Raw genomic sequence first — 18,182 nt, forward strand, 5'->3', positions numbered from 1 at the left:
AGGGTGCCTTTATCGGGTAACCCGATAACAGCTCGTTTCGGGGGGAAGCCTTCTCCGGTGACCGAGCGTTTATCGGGTAACCCGATAAACGCTCCTCAGGGCCGAAGGGGGCGAAGGGGGAGGGTCAGTCGTGGACGGGGAACCAGTCGGCGGGGGCCGGCTGGGTGTTGTGCCAGACGTGCTTGGTCTCGATGTACTCGTGCAGCCCGGCGACCCCGAGCTCGCGGCCGATGCCGGAGCGCTTCATCCCGCCCCACTCGGCCTGCGGCACGTAGGGGTGGTAGTCGTTGATCCAGATCGTGCCGTGCCGCAGCCGCCCGGCCACCCGCTCGGCGCGCCCGGCGTTGCTGCTCCACACCGCGCCGGCCAACCCGTAGACGGTGTGGTTGGCGATGGCCACCGCGGCGTCCTCGGCCTCGGCCGGGGTGTCCCCGGAGAAGGTCTCCACGGTCAGCACCGGCCCGAAGGACTCCTCCTGCACCGCGCTCATCTCGGCGGTGCAGCCGTCCAGGATCGTCGGCGGGTAGTAGCTGCCCTCGGCCAGCGCGCCGCCGGGGATCTCCCCGCCGCAGCGCAGCACCGCGCCCTCGTCGACCGCGGTCTGCACGTAGCGCACGATCTTGTCGCGGTGCTCGTCGCTGATCAGCGGCCCGGTCTCGGCCTCGGGGTCGAAGGGCCCGCCCATCCGGATCTGCTGAGCGCGGGCCACCAGGGTGTCGACGACCTCGTCGTGGATCGACTCCTCGACGACCAGCCGCGCCCCGGCCGAGCACACCTGGCCGGAGTCGAGGAAGATCGCGGTGAGCGCGTTGTCGATCGCGGCCGGCAGGTCGGCGTCGGCGAAGATGACGTTGGGGTTCTTCCCGCCGAGCTCGAGCGCCACCTTCTTCACGGTGCCGGCGGCGGTGGCCATGATCGTCTTGCCGGTGGCCAGCCCGCCGGTGAAGGAGACGAGGTCGACGTCCGGGTGGTCGGTCAGCACCGCGCCGACCTCGGCGCCGGTGCCGAGCACGAGGTTGGCCACCCCGGCCGGCAGCCCGGCCCGCTCCAGGGCGCCCATGAGCCAGATCGAGGTCTGCGGGGTCAGCTCGCTCGGCTTGAGGATGAAGGTGTTGCCCGCGGCCAGGCACGGCGCGACCTTCCACGCGGTCTGCAGCAGCGGGAAGTTCCACGGGGTGATCAGGCTGCACACCCCGACCGGCTCGTGCACCACCTTCGAGGAGACGCCCGGCATGCCGGTGTCGACGACCCGCCCGGCCTCGCCCTGGACGAGCGCGGCGAAGTGGCGGAAGACGCCGATGATGTCGTTCATGTCGACCTGCGACTCGACGAACCGCTTGCCGGTGTCCAGCGACTCCAGCCGCGCCACCTCGTCGAGCTCGGCCTCGAGCAGGTCGGCGACCTCGGTGAGCACGGCGGCCCGCTCGGGGGTCGGGGTGGTCGGCCAGGGGCCACGGTCGAAGGCGGTGCGGGCGGCGGCGATCGCGTCGCGGGCGTCCTGGGCGCCGCCCTCGGCGACGGTCACGACGACCTGACGGTCGGCCGGGCAGGTGATCTCGCGGGTCCCGCCGGCGGCGGCGTCGCGCCAGGTCCCGTCGATGTAGAGGCTGGGCATCTCGCTCCTTCTCATGGGGTGGTCGAAGGGTGTGGACGGAGGGTGAGGACGAAGGGGGGGGTGGTCCCGGAGTGCCCGGTGGGGCAGCGTGCGTGGCCCGTCGTGGCGCCGGGGAAGGGTCGGTCGGGCGGACGTGTCCTGCATCTCTCGACGGTGAGCATAACGGACGTTATATTTCTTGTCATGCCCCGCCGGCCCGTCCCCGTGCGCGAGCGTCTGCTCGACGCCGCCGACAACCTGCTCTTCGTCGACGGCGCCTACGCGACCCCGGTCGACGTCATCCTCCGCGAGGCCGAGGCGTCGCCGCCGAGCCTCTACACCCACTTCGGCAGCAAGCAGGGGCTCATCGCCGCCGCGCTGCGGCGCCGCCTGGAGATCTGGACCCGCACCTGGGACGAGGCGATCGACGCCGGCGAGGGGGCGCGTGGGCGGCTGCTCGCGGTCTACCCCGCGCTGCGCCGCTACCAGGGGGTCTTCCTCACCGAGCGGTGGTGCGCCTTCACCGGGACGACCGCCGGGATCACCGACCCTGGGCCGGAGCTGGCGGAGGTGCTCGCCGACGAGCGGCGGCTGCTCAGCGAGCGTCACGAGGAGCTGTGCGCCGCGCTGCTCGGCCCCGGCCCGGAGGCCGATGCGCTGGCCCGCCGGCTGGTCATCGCCTACGGCGGGACGATCGTGCTCATGCTGCGCGACCCCTGGCGCGAGGCCATCGACGACGGCGAGGCGACGGCGGCGGCGCTGCTCGACGCTGCCCTCGTGGGTGCGCCGGCCTGACCCGCGCCACCGTGATCCGGCCCCTCGGGTGAGCCCCATCACGGGTGGTCGCGCGCCGCGCGCCCTAGGGTGGCGAGCATGAGCCGACCTGACCCGCTGCAGCTCTGGGACGACGTCGCCCAGGACACCCTCGCCGTGGTGCGCGAGCTCGACGGCGAGGAGTGGCAGCTGCCGACCGCGCTGCCCGGGTGGGACGTCCGCGACGTCGTCGCCCACCTGGCGCACCTGGAGTCCGAGGCCGCCGGGATGCCGCAGCCCGACGGGGGCGGCGCCGACCAGGTCGAGGCCACCGGTGCGATGCCGACCTCGCTCACCCAGGCCGGGGTCGACGCTCGCCGCGACGCCAGCGGCGAGGAGCTGCGGGCCGAGCTCGAGCAGGCCTGCAGCACCCGCCGCGAGGTGCTCGCCGACCTGGACACCAGCGACCTCTCCGCACCGGCCCCGGGGCTCGTCGGTGGCCTCGGCTGGGACCTGAGGACGTGGCTGCGCAACCGGCCGGTCGACCTGTGGGTGCACGCCACCGACCTGCGCCGGGCCACCGGCCGCACCGTGCGGACCGACGAGACCGGTGCCACGCACGTCGCCCGGATGCTCACCGGGGCCTTCCCCTTCGCGCTGCGCCGGCTGCCGCCCGGGACCAGCGTCGTCGCCGAGATCACCGGGCCGCAGGGCCGCACGCTGGCCGCCCAGGTCGGCGACGACGGGCGCGCGGCTCCGGTCGACCCGCCGACCGAGCCCACCGTGCACCTGGCGATGGACGACGTCACCTGGCTCGTCCTCGGCTCGGGCCGTGAGGACCCGGCCGGGGCTGCGGTGACGATCACCGGCGACGCCGCGCTCGCCCAGCAGGTGCTCGGTCAGCTCAATGTCATGCCGTGACGGGTCCGACCAGCTCGTCGACGGGCCGCACCGGTCACCGGCCGCCCGGGCCGCGGGTGTGGCTGCTCGTCGGGCTGGTCGTCGTCATCGAGATCGTGTGGGCCGTCGTCGTGCTGCGCCCGGCGGACGAGGCGAGGCTGCACGACGCCCCGGTCACCGTCGTCGCGCCGGCGGTGATGTCCGAGCCGCTGGCCGGCCGGCTGAACCAGCTCGACGGTGCGCCGCTGCAGGCGCGCGGCAGCGAGCAGGCCGAGGGTGCCCGCGCCGATCTCGCCGAGGGCAGCACCAGCGCGGTGCTCATCGTCGACCCGAGCGGCACCGAGGACGAGCTGCTGCTCGACACCCGCTCGGCCCCGGAGCTGAACGACGCCCTGCAGGCGCACGCCGAGCGGGTCGAGGCCAGCTACGGGCGGACCGTCGCGGTGACCCGGACCGGGCCTGCGGACGGGGCCGCGCAGCTGGACCGGGTACGGCTGGCGACGGTGCTGGCGAGCGTCGGCGGCTTCCTGCTCGTCGTCGTCGCCGCCCTGCGCCGCGGCCCGGTGGCGCCGGACGCCCGCTCCGGGCTGCGCCGGCTGGGGGTGCTGCTCGCGGCCTCGGCGGCGCTCGGGCTGATCCTCGGTGGGCTGCTCGTGCCCGCCGACGCCGGCGGCCGGGTGCAGGCCGCGCTCGCCGTCGGGCTGGTCGCGCTCACCGCGGCGGCGATCACCGTCGCCCTGGACGAGCTGCTCGGCTGGGTCGGGCTCGGCGTGGCTGCGGCGCTGTGGTTCGCCACGGCCCTGCCGCTGCTGGCCCGCACCGACCCGCACCTGCTCGACCAGCCGTGGGCCACCCTCGCTCCGCTGACCATGCCGGTCGCCGGCCTGGACGCCGTCGTCGGCGCGGGGCTGCGCGGCACCCTGGCCGGGGACGCGGTGCTCGTGCTCGGCGCCTGGCTGGTCACCGCCCTGCTGGTTCCTCCGCTGGCGCGCCGGCTGCGTCGGCGCGCGGGGGCACCGGCCCCCGGCACCGCCGAGGACCGCGCCGACGAGGTCGCCGGGAGCACCGCCGAGGACGGTGCGGCGCGGCCCCCGGCACCCGCTCGGACCGGTGACGCCGGCGGCCACGCGCGGCCCTGGCGGCTCGGCGTGCTCGCCCTCGTCTCCCCGCTGACGCTCGCGATGCTCGCCGCGATCCTGCTCACGCCGGAGCCGGCCGAGGCCGCCCCCGCCGAGGCGGACGCCCGGGTGACCACCACCGAGTGCGTCTCCACCGGCCCGGTCGAGGGGGTCGGCGACCTCAACCGGATCGCCGAGCTGCGCGGCGGGGAGTACTTCCGCGGCGGCGACGTCGGCGCGAGCGTGGCGCTGCAGGACGGGCGGATGCTGTGGATGTTCGGCGACACCCTGCGGGACGCGTCGGCCGGCGCCCGCACCGCCCGTAACTCCATGCTGCTCGTCGACGACGGGTGCATCCGCTCGGTGCTGCCCCCCGACGAGGGGGCGATCATCCCCCTTCGCCCGGCGCAGCAGGGTGACGACCGGCCGGTCGGCTACTGGCCGATGTCCACCTACGCGGTGCCGCGGGAGGGCTACGACCTCGTCTACGTCACCGCGCAACGGGTGCGGTCGACGGGGTCGGAGGCCTTCGACTTCGAGAACCTCGGCCCGTCGGTGGCGGTCTTCCTCGTGCCCGAAGGGGGCACCCCGCAGCTCATCGACCAGCAGGACATCGGCCCGGACCAGGCCGGTCGGGAGCACCCGATGTGGGGCGCGGCGACTACCTACGTGCCCGGTGACGGCGGCGGCTGGGTCTACCTCTACGGCACCGCGAACCCCGGTACCGACGAAGCCTGGGGCTACTCGCTGCGGGTCGCCCGGGTGCGTCCCGACGACGTGCTGGACCGCTCCGCCTGGCGCTACTGGGACGGGTCGTCCTGGGGGTCGAGCGAGGACGCCGCGCAGGAGATGATCCCGGCGCAGGACGGGGTGAGCCAGACGCTGTCGGTCTTCACCCGTGACGGGCGCTGGTACGCGGTGAGCAAGCGCAACGACCTGCTCGGCTCGGACGTGACGATCTGGACCGCGGACGCGCCCACCGGCCCGTGGTCCTCCGGCGAGGCGGTCGCGCCGACCGACGCCGAGACCGGCCAGCTGCGGTACATGCCGCTGGCCCACCCGGACGTGCTGCCGGTCGAGGGCACCGTCGTCGTCTCGTACAGCCAGAACACCGACGACCTCGACGAGGTCATCGACGACCCGCTGCTCTACCGGCCCCGCTTCCTGCGGGTGGACCTGCCCTGAGGGAGCCCGCAGCGGCGCGAGGCCCCCTGCTGTCGCGCACGGGTGGAGGTATCTGCGTGGGTGGAGGTGCCTGGACGCGGTGGGGCGCGTGGGTTCACCTCCACCGACGTGCTTCACCTCCACAGAATGGCGCGCCTGGGCCATGCTGGGTTGACACGGAGCGGGAGAGCGCCGCCGGTGTCACCGCACAGGCCCGCAGGGGGAGCGGATGAACGAGGGTCCCACCACCGAGCCCGCCGACGACCGCAGCGCCACTGCCGGTTCAGCCGCCGCAGCCGACCTCGACGAGCTCGAGAACCTGGACGAGCTCGAGAACCTCGACGAGCCGGACGCACCCGAGAGCATCCCGTGGCGCGAGCGGGTCGACGTGGGCCGGCTGCGCGAGCCCACGGTCCTCTTCCACCTGGCCGACGCCGTCTTCGCCTGCTCATCCTGCTGTGGCCGGACCGCAGCACCGTCGTCCTCGGCCGCCTGCTCGGCCTGGCGCTCGTCGTCGGCGCGCTGATCCTGCTGGTCGGCAGCCTGCGCCAGAGTGTCGGTGGCCGCAGCCGACCGGTGGTCCTGGTCAGTCTCGTCGTCGTGGGCGCCGCGCTGGTCGCGGCGTGACCGAGCGCCCGACCGACCTCGGCCGGGTGCTCGGCCTCGTCGTGCTGGTCGTCGGGCTCTGGCTGCTGGCCCGTGGGCTGGTGCACCGGGAGTGGCGCGACCGGTCCTGGGAGCTCGGCCGCGGCGGGGCCGTGGCGGCGCTGGGGCTGCTGCTGGCCGCCTTCCCCGATCAGCTGCTCTCCGGGACGCTCGCCATCGGTGCCGCCGGGCTCCTCGTCGTCAGCGTCGCCGGCGTGCTGCTCTCTCTCGACCGGACCACGGCGCGGTCAAGCGCGGCCAGGTCTGGCGCCTCTTCCTCTCCTGGCTGGGCAGCCGCTACGACCCCGACGAGGGGCTCGTCGACGAGCTCGCGGACAAGCTGCTCTTCGGGCCGCCCTGGCAGGCCGGTCAGCTGTGGCGCTACGCCATCCTCATGGTGCTCGCCGCCGGGATCTCCTCGATGGGGGTCATCGCCGACTCCACCGCGGTGGTCGTCGGTGCCATGCTCATCGCGCCGCTGATGACGCCGCTCATGGCGATGGCCCTGAGCCTCGTCGTCGGCTGGCCCGTCCGTCTGGGCTACGCCACGCTGGTCGCGCTGCTCGGCGTGCTTCTGGCGATCGGTGCGGGCGTGCTGCTCGGCTAGATGAGCCCGGTGCCGCTCGACGTCACGGCGAACTCCCAGATCACCAGCCGCACCTCACCGACGGTCGTCGACCTCATGACGGCGGTCCTGGCCGGCGCGGCGGGCGGCTACATCCTCTCCAGACACTCCATCTCCGACTCGCTGCCGGGGGTGGCCATCGCGCTCGCGCTGGTCCCGCCGCTGACGGTGACCGGGCTCGCCTGGTCCCAGGGCGAGTGGCTCGTGGGCTCGGGGGCGCTGCTGCTGTGGCTGACCAACCTCATCGCCATCCTCGGGATGGGCGGGCTGGCCTTCGTGCTCAGCGGCGCGGTGCCGCTGCGGCGGGTCAACGAGAGCCAGCGTCGGCTGCGCACGTGGATCGCCGCGCTCGTCACGCTGGCCTGCCTGGTCGTCGGCGGACTGCTGCTCAACGGCGCCCAGCTCGCTCAGAACCGCTATCGCACCGGTGAGGCGCGTGAGGTGGCCCAGGAGTGGCTGGCCGGTGGCGACCACCGGCTCGTGGCCGTCGACGTCGACGGGGAGGGGCTGTCCGTGGTCATCGCCGGCCCGGCCGGCACCCCGCCATCGGCCGACCGGCTGCAACGTCTCGTCGCCGAGCAGGCCGGCCAGGACGTCGACGTGGAGCTGCGGCTCATGGTCGAGGAGCAGTACTCGACGCAGGAGTGAGGTCGCTCGGAAGGCGCTGAGCCGCTTGGGTGTCGCTGGGGCGAATCGCCGGGGTGAGCCTCAGGCCCGCACCACCGGCACCAGCTCGGCGACCGCCGCCCAGGTCGCCAGCCCGCACACCAGGGCCATCGAGAGCACCCACAGCCCCGTGGGTACCCGGGTGAGCCGGGCGAGCGTCCCCGGGTCGCTGGCGGGCGTGGGGCGGGCGGCCACCGCGCCCAGGTGCCGCCAGGCGCCGACGAGCAGCACCACCCCGACCGCGACCAGCGCCTGCTGCTGCAGCACCGCGGTGCCCGCCCACCACAGCCACCCCACCGCGGCACCGGTGCCGAGCACCACCGCGGCGGTGAGCCCGGAGCGGACGAAGGGGAGCGCCGCGAGGAGCGCGAGCAGGCCGACCGCCAGGGTCGGGGCCGACCAGCCGTGCGCGCCCAGCCAGACCAGTGCGCTGCCGAGCAGCGCCGGCGCCGGGTACCCGGCCCAGGTCATCGCGACCATCCCCGGGCCGCGGGGCCGGCCCACGGTCACGGCGTGACCGGACATGTCCGAGCGCAGCACGAAGCCGGTGAAGCGCCGCCCCACCGCGACACCGACCGCGGCGTGACCGAGCTCGTGGACGAGGGTGACGGCCAGCCGCAGCGCGGCCCAGGCCGGCCGCCAGGTCACCGCGACCGCGGCGACGACGAGGGCGGCGACCAGGGCCGGCGCGGCCAGCTCCGGTGCCTGCGCCGCCGGTCGCACCCGCTCGGTGATCGCCTCCAGCCAGTCCACGCCCGGCACCGTAGCCGGGGAACCTGTGACGTCGGTAGCTACACATCGTATGAACATACACATGTTAATGTGCATGTGTGTCAGTGATGGAGAAGCGGCTGCAGCTGCTCCTCGACGCGGAGCGCTACGAGCAGGTCCGCACGGAGGCCGAGCGCAGCGGGCGCAGCGTCGCCGCGGTCATCCGCGAGGCGATCGACCTGCGCTTCGCCGCCGACTCCTCCGCCGAGCGTGCCCGCGCCGGGGCCGAGCTGCTCGCGCTGGCGGCGGTGAGCGAGGCACGGTCCGGTCGGTCGCCGGGGGAGGGGCCGGCGGAGCTGAAGTCCGCGTACGACGCCGACCTGGTGGATCGGGGTCCGAGGTGAGCGCCCTCTTCGTCGACTCGTCGGTGCTGCTGCTGGCCGTGGGCGGCGACCACCCGTCGCGGGAGCCGTGCCGTCAGGTCGTCGCCGCCGCCTCCCAGGGCCGGCACACGCTGCACGCCAGCGTCGAGGCCGGCCAGGAGTTCCTCTTTCACCGGATGCGTCGGGTCTCGGCCCGGGCTGCTGTCGGAGAGACCCGGCTGCTGCGGCGGCTCGTCGTCTGGCATCCCTTCGACGAGCAGGTGCTGGAGGCCTCCATCGGGCTGGTGGCGCAGCACGGTCTGCGGGGCCGGGACGCCGTGCATGCCGCCACCGCACTGTCGGCCGGCTTCACCGGCATCGTGTCGACCGATGCCGACTTCGAGGGGATCCCGTCGCTGGAGCGTGTCGACCCCGGCCGGGTGCCCTGAGCTCGGGCGTTCTCGGCCGTCACCGGTACGTGCTTGGATCAGCCTCATGACCAGCGCCCCGTCCGGCACCGCGAGCCACGATGTCGACCAGCACGATGTCGACCAGCACGAGACGATCCGGGTGCGCGGCGCCCGGGTGAACAACCTCCAGGACATCGACATCGACCTGCCCAAGCGGCGGCTGACCGTGGTCACCGGGGTCTCCGGCTCGGGCAAGTCGAGCCTCGTCTTCGGGGCGATCGCGGCGGAGTCGCAGCGCCTCATCAACGAGACCTACTCCGCCTTCGTCCAGTCCTTCATGCCGGCGATGCCCCGGCCGGACGTCGACGAGCTGGCGAACATCACCGATGCGGTCATCGTCGACCGCTCGACGAGCCGTCGGTGGCGCCCCTGCTGGCTGCGGCACATGCTCGCGCTGCTCTACCGGCCCCGATTCCTCCGGGTCGACCGGCCCTGAGTCCCTCGGGAGCGCTGTCCGGTTCCCGTCGCGAGGGCGTCGACGGCCGACCTCGCCGCCAGGTATCCGCACATGCCGTGAGCACCCGCCCCCGGAGGCGTTGACGCCGAGCACAGGAAGACGCCGGGTGCGCCGGTGGCGTAGGGGTCGAGAGACCAGCGGGGTCGCCCGACCAGCTGCCGGGTCGTGCTGGCTCCTCCGATGACGTCACCGCCCACCAGGTTGGCGTTGGCGAGCTGCGCCTCGGCCGTCGTGCGGGTGCGGGTCGCCAGCACCCGTTCGCGGGTCCCGGGCGCCGCCTCCTCGATCCGGTCGAGGATCAGGTCGGTGGGGTCCCCCGGATACCCGGAGGGGACGTGGCAGTACGCGTAGACCGGGTGGACGTCCCCCCTCGACCGGCCCGGGTCGGCGAGATACTGCTGACCGACGAGCACGAAGGGGCGTGCGGGAAGGCGGCCCCTCGTCACGTCACGGAGTGCGGCCGCGACCTCGCGCTCGTCGCCGCCGACGTGGACGGTGCCGGCTCGCCGCGCGTCGGCCTGCAGCCACGGGATCCCTCGCTCGACCGCGAGATCCAGCTTGGCCACGCCCGGCGCGTGCTGGAAACGCCGATAGGCCCGTGCTGTGCCCGCCGGGAGGGCGTCGCCGATGATGTCGGCCGCCGTCGCGGGTGTCGTGTCGAGCATGACCAGGTCGGTCTCGACCTCGTCGAGGTCGTGGACGCGACGGCCCGTCTCGAGCTCGACACCGAGGTCGGCCGCCCGGCGCAGCAGCATGTCGAGCAGCGCGCCCGATCCTCCCTCGATGACCGGCCAGCCGCCTGCGTGCGCTGCCGTGGTGAGGGCGACACCGACGGACGCCGAGGCAGGCCCGCCCAGCGGGCGCAGGGCATGAGCCGCCACCCCGGCGAACAAGGCTCGGGCCGAGGGTGAGCGGAGCGCGCTGGTCACCGCTCGGGCGGGCAGCGCAGCCAGGGCGCCGAAGCGGGCCAGGCCCAGCGGGTGCGCGGGCAGGTGCAGGACCGGTCGCAGGATGTCCTCGACCACATGGTCGAAGTCCTCGACCAGGTGGCCGAACGTGCGCTCCCACCGGTGACCGTCCTCGCCCAGCCTCGTGGCCGTGCCGGCCACCGAGCGATGCAGGGCGCCCCCTCGGCCGTCGCCGAGCGGGTGAGCGAGCTCGACAGGCGCGCTGGACCACCGGAGGCCGAGCTCGGCGAGCCTTGCCTCGCGGACGAAGGGGGACCACGGCACCAGGGGGTGGAAGGCTGCACACTCGTCGTGGAGCAGTCCGGGCAACGTGAGCTCGCTGCTCTTCAGGCCCCCGCCGGGGCGGTCCGCGGCTTCGATCACCCGGACACGTACCCCCGCGTCGGCGAGGGTGATCGCGGCGGCGAGGCCGTTCGGGCCGCTCCCGACCACGGTGGCGGTGGTCATCCGGTGGCCTGCGAGAGGCGGGAGTGCCAGCGCGCGGCGACGGCCGGCTGGGTGAAGGGGCAGGTCAGCGGCAGCTGGTCGAGCGCGATGAGACCGAGGACGAGACCGTGCACGACGGCGGTGGTCCGGTTGGGCGCGCGGAGCTTCCGCCGGAGAGCGTTGACGTGGGTGTGCACGGTGGCGACGGCGATGCCGCAGCTGTGGGCGATCTCGGCGTCCGTGGCACCCCCGGCCATGATGCGCAGCACCTCGCGCTCGCGCTCGGTCAGTCGCACGGTCGTGCCGCTCATCGGGCCACCTCGACGGCGTCGCTGGCGGCGAGGACCGTGATCACCTGGCGGCTGTGCTCGGTGTACTCCTCGCGCTCGTAGCCTCCGTAGCGAGCCACCGTCCGCAGTCCGCTGCACCTGGCCAGCAGGTCGAGCTCGGCCGGGGTCGACCACACCGACACCTCGGGGAAGGTCCGTACGCCGTCTACGTCGCTGATCTGGTAGCAGACGGTGAGGCGCTGCGCCGGACGGTCGACGATGTTGGTGACCGTGACGAAGGAGTCGGGCCCCAGGGGGAGGGCGTAGGTGTGCGGGCTGGCGTCGGCGAGGAAGGTGGCTGGGTCCGTGCAGTCGAGGACGACGTGACCGCCGGGCTCCAGGTGCTGGCGGAGCCGATCCAGCAGACGGATCTTGTCGTCGTGCGAGTGAGCCATGAAGAAGGTGTTCATCGACAGCGTGATCGCGTCGAAGGGCGTCCCCACTGTGAAGTTGCGGAAGTCCGCCTCGAGCACCGTCACCGGCAGGTCCCCGGCTCGCTCCGCCAGCCGCGTCAGCATGGGTGCGGAGGTGTCGAGCGCCGTGACCTGGTGCCCGACCCCCGCCAGGGCGAGCGCCAACCTGCCCGTGCCCGTGCCGACGTCGAGGACACGGGCTGGTCCACCGGTGAGCTCGCCGACCAGGCCGATCACGCCGTCGACGTCGCCGAGGCCGGCGTAGATGCGGTCGTAGTCGTCGAGGATCCGCTCCGGATAGGGGTGCCCCTGCTGTCCCCCCGTGCTCATCGGCGCGCCTGTCCCGCGGTGCGCGGTCGCAGCGCGTGCAGGTCTGAGGTGAGGACCGGGGTCGGCAGCAGCTCTGGCTCGTGCGTGGCGGCCTGGGCCACGAGGAACTGCACGTGGGTGGCTCGGTCGGGATGCTCGACGCGGTGGGTGACGCGGTTGAGCAGGGCGAGGTAGGCGGGGCTTGACCGGACGAAGCTCCAGGAGGTCTCGCCCTCGTGGCTCCGTGAGGTCGCCATCAGCGCCGCGGTCGTGTCGAAGAGGCTCTTCTCCATCCGTCGGTGGGGAGCCCAGAGCATGTGCTGCCAGCGTCGGTCCTGGGTGATCATGAGGTCGCGCCAGGTCGTGAGCTGCTCATCGGGGCCCTGAGTGCGCACGAGGAGCCGATACTCGTGCGTGGCCGGCGTCGGCGCGAAGAAGCGCCAGTCGGGGATGGTGATCCCGGTCGGGTCGAGGGTCGTCGTGAGGCGCCGCCCCCGTCCGAGCTGCTGGGCGACGGTGAGCAGGCCCCATCCGGCGAGCGTGGCGTTGATGCCGAGGGCGGTGGCGCGGGTCAGGTGTGCGTTCATGAGTGGTCCTCTCGGTCGTCGGTCGTCGGTCGTCGGTCGCGAGACTCAGCGGGTCCCGTCCGCGTGGACGGCGTCGGCGATGGCGTCGGCGGTGGTCGTGGCGACCTCAGGGTCGAGCAGGAGCGACATGTGCTCGCCCTCGATGACGAGCGACCGGCCCCTCGGGGTCAGTGCCGCCATCTGGTCGTGCATCTGCGCCATGAGCGGGTCGCGGCGGGTGCTGGAGGCTGAGACGACGAGCAGCGGGACGTCCGGCAGCTTCGCCGCGCGGGCGTCGGCTCCCCAGCCCGCCTCCCATCGGGCCATCTCAGCCAGCGTCGTGAGCAGCGTCCCGGGATCGCCGCCCGCCCGGGAGAGGGCGGCGCGGTCGTTGCCGCCGTCACCGCTGGTGCGCCCGGGCACGAGTGCCCGGGCGAGCGCGCCGGTGACCTGGTGCCGGGCTGCGGCGGTGGCGTCTCGCTGGCCCGCGCTGCGCATCTGATCCGGATCCGTGGGGTCGACGAGCACGAGCCCGGCGACCCGCCGAGGGTGCGTCGCGGCGAAGAACCGCATGAGCAGGGCACCGACCGAGTGGCCGACGAGCCAGACCCGCGCCTCCGGCGCGAGCTCATTGAGCAGCGAGGCGACCTGCCGACCGTGCTCGTGCGCCGACGGAGGGAGGTGGTGCGGCATCGGTGCGGTCCAGCCGATCCCCGGGCGGTCGTGCGCGATGCTCGTCACGCCCGCCCGCTGCAGGCTCTCCTGGACGTGCGACCAGGACACCGCCGGTGCGCCGAGACCGGACTCGAGGAGGGCGACCGGTGCCTCCGGCCCGGCCGCGCACAACCGGTAGGCGACGTCGTGGTGGTCCAGGTGGGCACGGGACATCGACGCCGGCGGGGGGTCCATCGGGCGGGCGTCGACGAGTCGCTGGACGACGCGGCGCAGCACGGTCATCGCTGGACCGCCGGACGTCGACCCAGCCGGTCCACCGCCGGGTACGTCCCGACGAAGGCCCAGAGGAACCGGTTGAGGCCCATGTGCCTGGCGTTGGCGACATGGAAGCCGCCGAGGACGGCGAGGTAGCCGCGGCGGACCGGTGGCGGAGCGAGGAGCATCAACGGTGCCCCGGTCTCGACGGCGATGACGGTCCAGCACATGGCTCGGCACAGCCAGGGGCGGTCCTTGAGTATCCGGTAGAGCCAGGCGTCCCCGTAGGTCTGGGTGCGCATGATGCCCGGTAGCGCTGACCCGTCGCGCCACTGCGGGGAGATGGTCTTGGCGGCGCCGGCCACCGTGTATGACATGAGGGACTGCGCACCGATGAAGTCGAGGGCGCGCTCCCGCTCGACGGCGGGCAGCCCAGGCAGCCGCGCCAGGGTCGTGCAGGCCGAGGTCAGGAAGACGACCTGGTCCGACCCGTCAGAGCCGTAGGACTGGCGGAAGCTCTTGATCCAGAAGGCGCTCGCCGTCGCGGCCGAGGCGGCCAGGCGGAGACGGCTGTCGCGTGGACCAGCGAGGTGGATGGCGGCGGCCGCCAGTCGGACGGCGGCGTTGGCCCGGTCCCACCGCTGCGAGCTGAGGGCGAGGACGGGACGCATCAGCCGGGTGAAGCGGCGGTTCCACGCCGTGCGTCGGATGGTCCACGAGTGCAGCGAGTCCTCACCGACCTCGTGGTGGCGGGTGATCTCCTCCAGCGCCCCGATCCCGACGGTGACGGCGGTGATCCCGTCGATGAGGCGCATGGTCTGGGTCGTGTCCCGACTGGCGCCGGGGCTCAGCAGCGACAACATGATGATCTCCTCTCGACCGGCCGCTCAGGACCGGGGCTCCCAGCGGAAGGTGGACCGGGCCAGCACTGCGCCGACGAGGACCCAGGCGACGATCGGTCCGACCAGCGGGGCGACGTCACCGACCGGGGCCCCTGCCCATCCCTGCATGACGAGCTCGCTGATGGACCCCCCTGGCGTCAGGCGCTTGAGTCCTGCCTGGTCGGTGGTCCCCGTGATGGCGACCCAGATCGCGCCCCCGACGACGAGGAGGAAGATCGGCAGCGTGGTGACCTGGGCGTGGTCGGGGGACGAGGTCACGCCTGACGTGGCCACGGCCAGCAGCCCGAGGATGAGGTTCAGGGCGACGACTCCGGCCACGACGACACCGAGGTTCCCCGGCGCCGACCCCACCGCGGCCAGCACGGCGAGGACGATCCCCGTCTGGATGAGGCTGAGCAGCACCGAGGGCAGCACCATCCCGGCGACGATCGCCGACGGGCTGAGCGGGGTGGTCCGCAGCCGCTTGAGGAAGAGGTGCTGGCGCCGGGCGGCGAGCGCCGTGGTCGCGGTGACGTAGACCCCCAGGCTGGCCATCACCGCGACCTGCATGGCTGCCACGCTCCCGGCGGAGTCGTACTGGTCGCGGGTGGCGAGGAGGACGCCCGCGAAGATCAGGGGCGCGGCGACCGCGCTGAGGGCGACGATCCGGTGTCGCCACAGCTGGACGATCTCGGCTCGGACGAGGTTCCACATGGTCCTTCTCCTTCGTGCTCGTTGGTCGATGGCGGTGGGTGCTGGTCAGACGGCGGCCGTCGGTGCGCCGGCCCGCTCGGTGTCGAGGAAGATCTCCTCCAGGCGAGCCCCCGACACCTCGAGCTGCTCGAGCGGGGTCCTGGTGCGCGAGGCCCAGGTGAGCAGCGCGAGCAGGTCCGTCTGGGGGTCGAAGGTGTCGATCTCCACGCTGCCGTCGGGCTCCGCGACTGCAGCGACGGGCAGCACCGTCGAGGGATCTGCGCGGAACGTGATCCGGGAGGGGCGCCGCCCCAGCACCTCGGCGACCGTGCCCTGCTGGACGATCCGACCCTGACTCATCACGGCGACCCGGTCGGCGTACCGCTCGGCCTCCTCGAGGTAGTGGGTGGTCAGGACGATGGTGGTGCCCGCGTCCCGCATCAGCTGCACCCCGGCCCACAGGGCCCCCCGCGCGGCGGGGTCGAGCGCCGTCGTCGGCTCGTCGAGGAAGAGCAGCTTCGGTGATCCGTAGGCGGCGACGGCGAAGTCGAGCCGCCGGCGCTCGCCGCCCGACAGCTGGCCGACCCGTACGTCCCGCCGACCGACGAGCCCGGCGAGGTCGAGCAGGCGGTCGGGGTCGTCGTCGCGACCGGAGAGCGCACCCAGCAGGCCGACGGTCTCTCGCACCGTCAGCTCATCGGCGTAGCCCGTCTCCTGGAGCATCACCCCGCAGCGGCTCATTGCGGCCGCCCGGTCTGCCGCGATGTCGAGCCCGAGGACCATGACGGCTCCTCCGTCGGGCTGGCGCAGGCCCTGGATCGTCTCGAGGGCGGTCGTCTTGCCCGCTCCGTTGGTCCCGAGGAGAGCGAAGAGCTCCCCCTCGCGGACGGTGAGGTCGAGGCCGTCGACGGCGACGAAGTCGTCGTAGCGGCACGTCAGACCCTGGACGTCGATGGCGAGCCGGTGCTCGCCGTGCTCGGTGATCGATGAGGTTGCCATGTCGACCACACTCCCCCGGCGGCCGACCGGGACGTCAGAGCCAAGAGTCCCTGGCTCGCAGGACAGATGTCCTGTGAGCCAGGGACGGATCGCTCTGTCCGTGCGCGGGGCTGTCGCCAGACGATGGACGTCGTCTCAACCACCGCTCACCCGCGCAGCACGGCGCAGGGTGACCCGATCGAAGGAGAGCACGATGAAGGCCGTCCGGATCCTCTGCTACGCCCTGCTGACCGTCGGGGGCGTCCTCTTCCTCATGCTGCTGGCCGAGTACCTCCCGCTCTCTCAGGCGGAGAACTTCCCGAGCTGGCTCACCGATCTCACCTCGTGGATCCCCGAGCGCGCCTCGGGGGGCGGTGTCCTCCTGATGTCTGGCACGATCCTGCTTGTCTGCGCAGCTGCCGTCGGCGCAGCGTGGTCGGAGCGGAGCCAGCAGCGACGGTCCTGATCACGGCGCCGTGGTGACGACGACGTCGGCCGCGTGGTCGGCGAGAGGGGAAGGGCGGTACCGCGTGCGTCGCAGGGCCCATCCGAAGGGTGTCGAGAACCTGCGCGCCGCGACCACCGTCACCCTGGCTGTCACGTCGATCATCTGCACCGTCGCGGCCATCGCCTTCCAGCCGGACGCCGTCGCGGCCGTCGCCGTGCTTCCGGCTGGCGCCGCGGCCTTCTGGGCGACCCGGCACTGGGAGCGGCCGATGCCCCGCCCCGTGGTCGTCGTGTGCCTCGTCGTGGCATCGGTCGTCGCTCTTGCGGGCTGGCTGCTGCACTGGGGGACCTTCACACCGGTGCCGCTCGCCCTGGTCATCGGCGCCGTCGCCTGCCATCGCGAGCGTCCCTGGCAGACCGCCGCCCTGCTGCTGGCGGCGGTGCACCTCCCCGGCCTCGGGCTGCTGGCCCTCGACGGGCTGGACCCGGACGAGCTGTCGACCTGGGTGCGGGGCACCGGAGCCAGCGTGGTGATGGCCGGCGTCATCATCGCCAACAGATACGCCTGGGCCGCGGTGCTCGAGGTCGAGCGGGCCCGAGAGCTCGCCGGGTACTCCGCGTCCTTGGAGGAGCGCCACCGCCTGGCGCGCGACCTGCACGACATCCAGGGGCAGACCCTCGTCGCCATCGGCCTGCGCCTGGACCTCGCCCTCAAGGCCATCGAGCGCGACCGCCGACTCGCCGAGCAGGAGATCCGGGCGGCGAGAGAGCTGGTGAGCACCGTCCCCCAGGAGACCCGGAGGATCCTGTCGCAGGACACCGGCCTCAGCCTCGAGGGAGAGCTGGTCAACGCCCGCCAGCTGCTGGAGGCGAAGGGGACGGAGGTCGACCTCCGTCGGGAGGGCCTGGTCCCGGAGGAGTCTCGAGCCGTCGTGTCCCGCATCCTTCGCGAGGCGACGGCCAACATCGTGCGCCACGCAGACCCCGACCGTGTGCTCATCACGGTGTCGCCGACCCGCCTCCGCCTGTCTAACGACGGCGTCCGTCAGCAGCCGCGCGGGCCCCGCGGGTTGGCTGAGCTCGGGAGACAGATCGAGAGCGAGGGGTGGACCCTCGAGGTGGAGCACGAGGATGGCTGGTTCGTGCTGGACGCGCATCGCGGAGGAGACGGATGAGCCTGCGGATCGTGCTCGTGGACGACGAGAACGTCCTGAGGGGTGCTCTGCGACGAGTGCTCGAGTGGGAGGACGACATCGAGGTCGTCGCCGATGTCGGTGACCCGACGGAGGTGGTCGCCCTGGTCGAGGGGCACCGACCCGACATCCTGCTCAGCGACATCACGATGCCCGGTATGGACGGTATCGAGCTGTCCCGGCAGGTCCTCGCCGCGCGACCGGAGACCGGGGTGGTCCTGCTCACCCGCCACGCTCGCCCGGGCCTGCTGCGGGAGGCGCTCGCCGCCGGGGTGCGCGGCTTCCTCAGCAAGGACGCCGACGCCGGCCACATCGCGGAGGTTCTGCGCACCGTGGCTGGTGGGTCGCCGTACATCGACTCGTCGGTGGCCGCCCGCGCGGTTAACGACGCGAATCCTCTGACCGATCGTGAGCTCGAGGTGCTGCAGGCCGCCCGGGACGGTTCACCGGTCCGCGAGATCGGGCAGCGTCTGCACCTCGCACCCAGCACCGTGCGGAACTACCTGTCCGAGGCGATCGGCAAGCTGGCCGCGGCCAACCGGCACGAGGCCGCCCGGATCGCCGAGGAACGCGGCTGGATATGA

The 18,182-nt window shown here is 73.3% G+C and carries 21 protein-coding genes and 1 pseudogene; 12 read left to right on the forward strand and 10 right to left on the reverse strand.

Translation table 11 applies throughout. The annotated features are described in order from the left end of the window. Positions 1-124 precede the first annotated feature (124 nt). Entirely contained in the window at positions 125-1,615 is a 1,491-nt protein-coding gene (locus BJY28_RS05580; protein WP_179462119.1) for an aldehyde dehydrogenase family protein, read from the reverse strand. 183 nt (positions 1,616-1,798) lie between these two features. Here BJY28_RS05580 and BJY28_RS05585 point away from each other — a divergent pair, with 183 nt between their 5' ends. The 6 genes from BJY28_RS05585 to BJY28_RS05610 all read left to right on the forward strand — a co-directional run bounded on the left by BJY28_RS05585 (position 1,799) and on the right by BJY28_RS05610 (position 7,447). Beyond that, positions 1,799-2,389 (forward strand): TetR/AcrR family transcriptional regulator, encoded by a 591-nt coding sequence (locus tag BJY28_RS05585; protein ID WP_179462120.1) that lies wholly within the window; start codon positions 1,799-1,801, stop codon positions 2,387-2,389. Positions 2,390-2,467: 78 nt separating this feature from the next. Beyond that, positions 2,468-3,268 (forward strand): maleylpyruvate isomerase family mycothiol-dependent enzyme, encoded by an 801-nt coding sequence (locus BJY28_RS05590; RefSeq protein WP_179462121.1) that lies wholly within the window; start codon positions 2,468-2,470, stop codon positions 3,266-3,268. Then, positions 3,265-5,550, forward strand: a complete 2,286-nt coding sequence (locus tag BJY28_RS16770) for a DUF4185 domain-containing protein (protein ID WP_179462122.1) — start codon at positions 3,265-3,267, stop codon at positions 5,548-5,550. Before BJY28_RS05590 ends, BJY28_RS16770 begins: the two co-directional genes overlap by 4 nt. Positions 5,551-5,758: 208 nt before the next feature. Continuing rightward, positions 5,759-6,055, forward strand: coding sequence for a hypothetical protein (locus tag BJY28_RS05600; protein ID WP_179462123.1), 297 nt, complete (start codon positions 5,759-5,761; stop codon positions 6,053-6,055). Between the two features lie 192 nt (positions 6,056-6,247). After that, positions 6,248-6,781: a DUF389 domain-containing protein gene (locus BJY28_RS05605; RefSeq protein ID WP_179462124.1), complete on the forward strand. Its 534-nt coding sequence runs from the start codon at positions 6,248-6,250 to the stop codon at positions 6,779-6,781. After that, entirely contained in the window at positions 6,782-7,447 is a 666-nt protein-coding gene (locus BJY28_RS05610; RefSeq protein WP_179462125.1) for a DUF389 domain-containing protein, read from the forward strand. It begins immediately after the preceding gene. A 60-nt stretch (positions 7,448-7,507) separates the two neighbouring features. On the opposite strand, the gene BJY28_RS05615 is transcribed toward BJY28_RS05610, so the two are convergent. Beyond that, positions 7,508-8,218 carry a M50 family metallopeptidase gene (locus BJY28_RS05615; protein ID WP_179462126.1) on the reverse strand — a complete coding sequence of 237 codons (711 nt, stop codon included), beginning with the start codon at positions 8,216-8,218 and terminating at the stop codon, positions 7,508-7,510. 77 nt (positions 8,219-8,295) lie between these two features. Between BJY28_RS05615 and BJY28_RS16140 the strand changes: the two genes are divergently transcribed. From BJY28_RS16140 to BJY28_RS05630, 3 genes and pseudogenes are all read left to right on the forward strand, one after another. Beyond that, a complete protein-coding gene (locus BJY28_RS16140; RefSeq protein ID WP_179462127.1) occupies positions 8,296-8,580 on the forward strand; it encodes an antitoxin in 285 nt (94 codons plus the stop codon). Next, positions 8,577-8,987, forward strand: a complete 411-nt coding sequence (locus tag BJY28_RS16145; RefSeq protein WP_179462128.1) for a PIN domain-containing protein — start codon at positions 8,577-8,579, stop codon at positions 8,985-8,987. Before BJY28_RS16140 ends, BJY28_RS16145 begins: the two co-directional genes overlap by 4 nt. Before the next feature lie 46 nt (positions 8,988-9,033). Further along, positions 9,034-9,354 (forward strand): annotated as a pseudogene (locus BJY28_RS05630) (P-loop NTPase family protein); the annotation flags it as partial. Between the two features lie 53 nt (positions 9,355-9,407). On the opposite strand, the gene BJY28_RS05635 reads toward BJY28_RS05630, so the two are convergent. The 8 genes from BJY28_RS05635 to BJY28_RS05670 are packed head-to-tail and all read right to left on the reverse strand — an operon-like array spanning position 9,408 to position 15,979. Further along, the gene (locus tag BJY28_RS05635) at positions 9,408-10,880 is read right to left on the reverse strand and encodes a phytoene desaturase family protein (protein WP_179462129.1); all 1,473 of its coding nucleotides are present in this window, start codon (positions 10,878-10,880) and stop codon (positions 9,408-9,410) included. After that, complete coding sequence (locus tag BJY28_RS05640) at positions 10,877-11,170, reverse strand: response regulator transcription factor (RefSeq protein WP_179462130.1); 294 nt, start codon at positions 11,168-11,170, stop codon at positions 10,877-10,879. The genes BJY28_RS05635 and BJY28_RS05640 overlap by 4 nt, the downstream gene beginning before the upstream one ends. After that, the gene (locus tag BJY28_RS05645; protein WP_179462131.1) at positions 11,167-11,931 is read right to left on the reverse strand and encodes a class I SAM-dependent methyltransferase; all 765 of its coding nucleotides are present in this window, start codon (positions 11,929-11,931) and stop codon (positions 11,167-11,169) included. Before BJY28_RS05645 ends, BJY28_RS05640 begins: the two co-directional genes overlap by 4 nt. Next, a complete protein-coding gene (locus tag BJY28_RS05650; protein ID WP_179462132.1) occupies positions 11,928-12,497 on the reverse strand; it encodes a hypothetical protein in 570 nt (189 codons plus the stop codon). The genes BJY28_RS05645 and BJY28_RS05650 overlap by 4 nt, the downstream gene beginning before the upstream one ends. A 45-nt stretch (positions 12,498-12,542) precedes the next feature. After that, positions 12,543-13,433, reverse strand: coding sequence for an alpha/beta fold hydrolase (locus tag BJY28_RS05655; RefSeq protein WP_179462133.1), 891 nt, complete (start codon positions 13,431-13,433; stop codon positions 12,543-12,545). Then, on the reverse strand, positions 13,430-14,269 hold the full coding sequence (locus BJY28_RS05660) for a hypothetical protein (protein ID WP_179462134.1): 840 nt from the start codon (positions 14,267-14,269) through the stop codon (positions 13,430-13,432). The genes BJY28_RS05655 and BJY28_RS05660 overlap by 4 nt, the downstream gene beginning before the upstream one ends. A 24-nt stretch (positions 14,270-14,293) precedes the next feature. Beyond that, positions 14,294-15,001 (reverse strand): ABC transporter permease, encoded by a 708-nt coding sequence (locus tag BJY28_RS05665; protein ID WP_179462135.1) that lies wholly within the window; start codon positions 14,999-15,001, stop codon positions 14,294-14,296. Between the two features lie 45 nt (positions 15,002-15,046). Continuing rightward, the gene (locus BJY28_RS05670) at positions 15,047-15,979 is read right to left on the reverse strand and encodes an ABC transporter ATP-binding protein (protein WP_179462136.1); all 933 of its coding nucleotides are present in this window, start codon (positions 15,977-15,979) and stop codon (positions 15,047-15,049) included. Positions 15,980-16,172: 193 nt separating this feature from the next. On the opposite strand from BJY28_RS05670, the gene BJY28_RS05675 reads away from it, so the two are divergent. The 3 genes from BJY28_RS05675 to BJY28_RS05685 all read left to right on the forward strand — a co-directional run bounded on the left by BJY28_RS05675 (position 16,173) and on the right by BJY28_RS05685 (position 18,182). Next, the gene (locus BJY28_RS05675; protein WP_179462137.1) at positions 16,173-16,424 is read left to right on the forward strand and encodes a hypothetical protein; all 252 of its coding nucleotides are present in this window, start codon (positions 16,173-16,175) and stop codon (positions 16,422-16,424) included. A gap of 64 nt (positions 16,425-16,488) precedes the next feature. Further along, positions 16,489-17,580 (forward strand): histidine kinase, encoded by a 1,092-nt coding sequence (locus tag BJY28_RS16775; RefSeq protein ID WP_179462138.1) that lies wholly within the window; start codon positions 16,489-16,491, stop codon positions 17,578-17,580. Next, on the forward strand, positions 17,577-18,182 hold the full coding sequence (locus BJY28_RS05685; protein ID WP_179462139.1) for a response regulator transcription factor: 606 nt from the start codon (positions 17,577-17,579) through the stop codon (positions 18,180-18,182). Before BJY28_RS16775 ends, BJY28_RS05685 begins: the two co-directional genes overlap by 4 nt.

The sequence above is a fragment of the Janibacter alkaliphilus genome (assembly GCF_013408565.1).
Lineage (GTDB): Bacteria > Actinomycetota > Actinomycetes > Actinomycetales > Dermatophilaceae > Janibacter > Janibacter alkaliphilus.

Excerpts from the sequence above, each read along its gene's own strand:
- BJY28_RS05580 (WP_179462119.1), bottom strand. The coding sequence starts at position 1,615 with ATGCCCAGCCTCTACATCGACGGGACCTGGCGCGACGCCGCCGCCGGC.
- BJY28_RS05585 (WP_179462120.1), top strand. The coding sequence starts at position 1,799 with ATGCCCCGCCGGCCCGTCCCCGTGCGCGAGCGTCTGCTCGACGCCGCC.
- BJY28_RS05590 (WP_179462121.1), top strand. The coding sequence starts at position 2,468 with ATGAGCCGACCTGACCCGCTGCAGCTCTGGGACGACGTCGCCCAGGAC.
- BJY28_RS05600 (WP_179462123.1), top strand. The coding sequence starts at position 5,759 with ATGAACGAGGGTCCCACCACCGAGCCCGCCGACGACCGCAGCGCCACT.
- BJY28_RS05610 (WP_179462125.1), top strand. The coding sequence starts at position 6,782 with ATGAGCCCGGTGCCGCTCGACGTCACGGCGAACTCCCAGATCACCAGC.
- BJY28_RS05635 (WP_179462129.1), bottom strand. The coding sequence starts at position 10,880 with ATGACCACCGCCACCGTGGTCGGGAGCGGCCCGAACGGCCTCGCCGCC.
- BJY28_RS05640 (WP_179462130.1), bottom strand. The coding sequence starts at position 11,170 with ATGAGCGGCACGACCGTGCGACTGACCGAGCGCGAGCGCGAGGTGCTG.
- BJY28_RS05645 (WP_179462131.1), bottom strand. The coding sequence starts at position 11,931 with ATGAGCACGGGGGGACAGCAGGGGCACCCCTATCCGGAGCGGATCCTC.
- BJY28_RS05650 (WP_179462132.1), bottom strand. The coding sequence starts at position 12,497 with ATGAACGCACACCTGACCCGCGCCACCGCCCTCGGCATCAACGCCACG.
- BJY28_RS05655 (WP_179462133.1), bottom strand. The coding sequence starts at position 13,433 with ATGACCGTGCTGCGCCGCGTCGTCCAGCGACTCGTCGACGCCCGCCCG.
- BJY28_RS05660 (WP_179462134.1), bottom strand. The coding sequence starts at position 14,269 with ATGTTGTCGCTGCTGAGCCCCGGCGCCAGTCGGGACACGACCCAGACC.
- BJY28_RS05665 (WP_179462135.1), bottom strand. The coding sequence starts at position 15,001 with ATGTGGAACCTCGTCCGAGCCGAGATCGTCCAGCTGTGGCGACACCGG.
- BJY28_RS05670 (WP_179462136.1), bottom strand. The coding sequence starts at position 15,979 with ATGGCAACCTCATCGATCACCGAGCACGGCGAGCACCGGCTCGCCATC.
- BJY28_RS05675 (WP_179462137.1), top strand. The coding sequence starts at position 16,173 with ATGAAGGCCGTCCGGATCCTCTGCTACGCCCTGCTGACCGTCGGGGGC.
- BJY28_RS05685 (WP_179462139.1), top strand. The coding sequence starts at position 17,577 with ATGAGCCTGCGGATCGTGCTCGTGGACGACGAGAACGTCCTGAGGGGT.